A 4,746-nucleotide genomic window follows, 5' to 3' on the forward strand; every position below is an offset into this window, starting at 1 on the left:
GAGAGCTAAATTGAGTTGAATTAAATTACAATAGGCCCGCTATTGACGCGTAAATTCGCCTTGTTTTCACTGAAAATCTCTGGCTAGAGAAAATAAATTTAAATATCACCATGATTCAATACGTTAGTGAATCTCTTAATCAGAGTTCAGGTTAATTAGCTGCAGCGTATGTTTGGGATTTATGCCTCGCATCATCTATTTATTGGCAATAACCACACCTCAGAGATTCAACCTAACTTAAAAACCAAACACACAACTGCAAATTTAATCTCAAAAAAGAAACACGCCTTCTATTTATTGTTTAGGGATGGCATTTCCCTTAAACGACACCTTAATATTTTCTACTTTACTTAAATCATATAACTCTGGTTGTTTGAGCTTAATAGACCAAGTTGTAAAAGGGGTTGGTTCAAAGTAATTAATAGCGTAATCACCAGCAATTGCACCACTGGTAATTAGCGCAATGCGTGATAATTGGCTATCTAACAACTCGTAGCTAACTAAGCGATAAAGTGACTCAGCACTAAATTGGTAAGGCTGCCCTTTAAATCTATCTAGATAGTGACCACTCGATCTCACTTCTATGTCATATCGTTGATTTTCACTTAACTCATTACCTTCAATTACAACATTTACTTCATCTAAGCGCACACGGTCAAACTGTGAAAAATTGGCATTATCTAATGATAAAGTAAAACTCATCTCACCATCTTTTGCAAAATCTACAAGCTGCTGTGGCGCATTTAAGTTATCAATCGTGAGCATAAAGTCTTGTGGTCGTGGATTAAACCTCTCCAATGAAGCAGCTTCTTGCTCACGAAGTAATGCAAGGTCGCGGCGGTACTCCTGATAAGTTTGATTAAGACTTGGCGTCACAATAGCTTCGCCTAACGACCAATAATTAAAAGCGGCTTGATAGTTAGTCAACGCTACAAAAATAGGTCGTTTTAGATTGTTTAGCGTGCGGAATAACTGCTCTTCCATTTGCTGTACTTCATCTAAACTATTTAGATTGTTTTGTAGAAACTCATCAATTCGGCTGATCTGCTTAAGCTTTGCATCGGCAGTAATACGTAAGTCAATCTGGCGAGATTGCTCTTGCGCTACGTCTATTTCAACAGCCACAATTGCTTTACCATGATTAATTAGCTTTTCAATTGCAACTAGGTAATCGCTTGACCCATCAATATCTTCATCAATAGCCTTTTTCATCTGTGCTTTTGCCGTAATTAAAAACTCATCCCAGATACGGTTAGACTCTTCTTTTGTAGGAATAAGCGCATTAAGGCGGTTAAACTCAAAGGCTAACTCGCTGCTAGAAAAAGGATTTGCTGTCTTTTTCGATAAAGAATCTAGCTGACCACCAACCGTTTGTACTCGCTGCATTAACGAGGCGATATCATCGATTTTGGTTTTCAACTCATTAATTTCTTTGATAGTTTCCGGAAGGCTAGCAATCAGCTCTGTCAAACCGCTAACGTCACCGCCTGCAGCGCCAGCAAGTGCTTTTCCCGCATTGACGACAGTCCCTATAACCTTGAGGCCTATTTCGCTTATTTTGTCTTGTTTGTAATCCGAGATCCCCGTTTCAAAAACTAAAGCTGAATCAAATACATTGTTATCTTGCGCTTGAAACGAATTCTTTTGCTCACCAAGCGTTTTTACTAAGCTGTTAAGTTGCTCCACAGAACGAGAAATAATACGCTGCTCAGCGGCAGCAACGTCAGATAAATTATCCTGCATCAAGGTAAGATCTTGGCGTTTACTTTCTAAACTACGGCCTTGCTGTTTAAAGTTATTGTAGCTGCCTTGATATGCTTCCATTGCCTCTATATAGGTTTTAAGCGTTAGCTTGTAAAAATCAAGAGATAAGCTAGGCACATAATTTTCATTGATGGTTGCGTAAGATAAAAACTGTTTAAAATTAGCAAGCTGCAAGTAAAAGTTCTTTGACTGAGATGTTGACTCTCTTACACTGTGCGCTGAGTTTAAAATAGACTCAGCCCAAGTTAGCATTTCGAGGCTCAATGCAGGGTTTTGATCATAAATAGAAACAGCCATATCAAAAGATTTTTCAAGTACATCTAAAATGTATTCTTTATGGACTGAAATCAAAGAAATTAGATCAGACGAAATCGGTCTTGTAAACTTATTCCCTTGAAAAACTTGGTAAAGTGTACCAAATGATTTTGGCTCAACACTAAAGCGCTCAAGCTCTCCGTCACTTGATGAGTGCGCTGTTACAATATTAATTTTAGCTTCTACAGAGTCCGCTACCAACACTAGCGTCGATGCTTGCGCCTTTTGAGTGTCTAAATTAATACTGAGAGTGCCATTTCCTATGATTTTTCGTGCAACAATAAATATCCGTTTGTTTGGCGCATCAAATAGCATGTTTCGATTAATTTCAACCGTGTCGGCAGCAATCACTATAGTACTGTGATCCTTTACGTTATTTAGCACGTCATTAAGGTTTAAGTGAAGGGCTGACACCAAATAATTTTGATCATCAACCCGTTGCTGGCTTTTCATCGTGACAGTAGGCAAATTATCGCTAGATTTAAGCTGATATAAATCTGACCATGTGGCCGCTTGGCTCGCAAAAGTACAGCCTATTAATAAGCTGAGTAAAGAATATTTCATAATAACTCCCTGTTGCAGAAAAATAACAACATAAGGAAATAACCTAGACCCAGTCTAGATTACTCCTTCATATTGATTAAAAGTGCAACTGTTTGAATAGTGGTTAGTTTATTGTTTTGAGATTGGAAGGTATGCGTTTTGTAAGAACGCTTTCGCTTTATTGGAGATGTTTATCCAAGAGTTGCTAGCATTACTAGCAAGTGGTGATGAAACAATACCGGCAACCACAACATTGGCGTTACGCAATCCATTCTCGCCGTCTAACTCTTTAAGTACGTCCCTTAGTGAGCTCATATCGCTGTGCAATGCTTGCCAGTGCACTTGTATTGAACGTACGTTTCTAAGTGCATCTTTTATTTTTGTATTCATGCCTTCTACTTGATATTTTGCGACTTCATATGAGGTTGCTAATTTGCTAGCATGTGCCAGCTCTTTATTTTGAGTTTCGATTTGAGATTCAATATCTTTAACATCGTCTTTCAAACTTTCTAGCTGAGCGCCTTGAATGCTACCGCCTATAAGTAAGGCTAATGGACCGCCAATAGCCGTTAAACCTATGTCGCGTTCCTTATCACTAATATCATCATTTAATTTTGCTATTTTTTCTTTTAACTTAGCAATACGGGAACGAATATTAGCGGGCTCTTCTTTATTTAGAATATCGCCAAGAGTCATCTCGGATTGATTGAGCTGACCAGATTGTGTTGTTAAACCAGACTGAAAAGCGATTATCTGGTCCACTAGCAATTCTGTTGAAGTAAGGTTGCCATCGACAAAATTAATAAAGGTGTTAAGAAATGCAATGGTAGTTTGACGGTTTTGTTCAGCAGCTTTTAAATCTCCACTTAGAGATGCGTTCTGTAAGCTAGTTAACCCATTGATAAAAGGTTGAATTAACGCCAAATGAATATCCGAATAATTTGCTAATTTTGTAGCAAGATTAATCGCATCAGGATAAATTTTACGGTTCCAGCTTTCTCCTAGTGAATAGATAGACCCAAACGTTCCCATCAGAGAGATATAGTGATTATTCAATGGTGTGCTATTAGGATAGCGAGTTGCGCTTCTAAAAGCTGCCTCACTATTTGGTAGGCCAACGGCCGACTCTGCAAATATTTGAATACTCTGCCACTTATCTTTCTCAAGTAAAAAACTATCCGAACCAACGTCAATAAATAGCGGAGCACCATCTAAGCCACCACCGAGTGTGTCGTACATGATTGGTGAAATTTCTGGGATCTTGCTATCGGCTATTGCAACTTGGCCAAAACTCAAAAGCTGTAACGATATAACAGTAGCAATTGCGGTTTTTTTTAATTTTATTAATTTCATTTTCTACTTCCTAAATTTTATGATTATTTAATCGTTATCTTTTCATTTTTTACACTAATCGAGCTCTTTAGTTATCTCCTTATCGGAAAGTTAAATCTATCCGTGCAATAGGGCCTTTAAACTCTAAGCGCTAATAGAACCTGGGTGTAATCGAGAGTGAAATCGAATGAGGATGCATCAACTTGTTACAAGCTGTTCACCATTTGGAAACATTACGAGATTTATAAACATATATCTAGTGGGTACAATTTGATTTATCTAAAAATGGTACAGGAGGACAGTTTGATGGGATAAGCGGCGTGAAAAAGAATTAACAAAACAAAAAATAACAATGAAAAAGGATTGATTTTAAGTAAAGGAGGAATTAAGGAAAGCTTATTTCAAAATGTAAAAATCGAATTATTCAAATACTGATGCGGGTTAGTATTAACCTATGAAATTACATTTTCGGCAATATGTTTGATGTTTAAGCAAAGTAGAGAGCTGTCATCTACAGTCAATTAGCTTTTTGTTGCCAGTACAATTATATGCAAGGGGACACATGTTAAGTTCTGATTATGGGACTTTAGTGAATTCAACCCCGTTAGCGCCTAAAATAGCGGCTTATAATAAATTTATTATCTAACCTGAACTCTGGTTAAGATATTTACTAACACATTGAATTATAGTGATATTTAAATTTATTTTCTCTAGTCAGAGATTTTCAGTGAAAGCAAGGCGAATTTACGCGTCAATAGCTGGCCTATTGCAAGTAAATTCAATGCAGTTAGT

Annotated in this window: 2 protein-coding genes; both read right to left on the bottom strand. The window is 37.3% G+C overall.

The genetic code is table 11. The features are described from left to right. Positions 1-294: 294 nt before the first annotated feature. Complete coding sequence (locus CWB66_RS19430; RefSeq protein WP_138586643.1) at positions 295-2,643, bottom strand: hypothetical protein; 2,349 nt, start codon at positions 2,641-2,643, stop codon at positions 295-297. Between the two features lie 108 nt (positions 2,644-2,751). Beyond that, positions 2,752-3,975 carry an alpha-xenorhabdolysin family binary toxin subunit A gene (locus CWB66_RS19435; protein WP_138586644.1) on the bottom strand — a complete coding sequence of 408 codons (1,224 nt, stop codon included), beginning with the start codon at positions 3,973-3,975 and terminating at the stop codon, positions 2,752-2,754. Between the last annotated feature and the right edge of the window lie 771 nt (positions 3,976-4,746).

This window comes from Pseudoalteromonas sp. S558, from assembly GCF_005886635.1.
In the GTDB taxonomy this organism is placed as follows: Bacteria; Pseudomonadota; Gammaproteobacteria; order Enterobacterales; family Alteromonadaceae; genus Pseudoalteromonas; species Pseudoalteromonas aliena.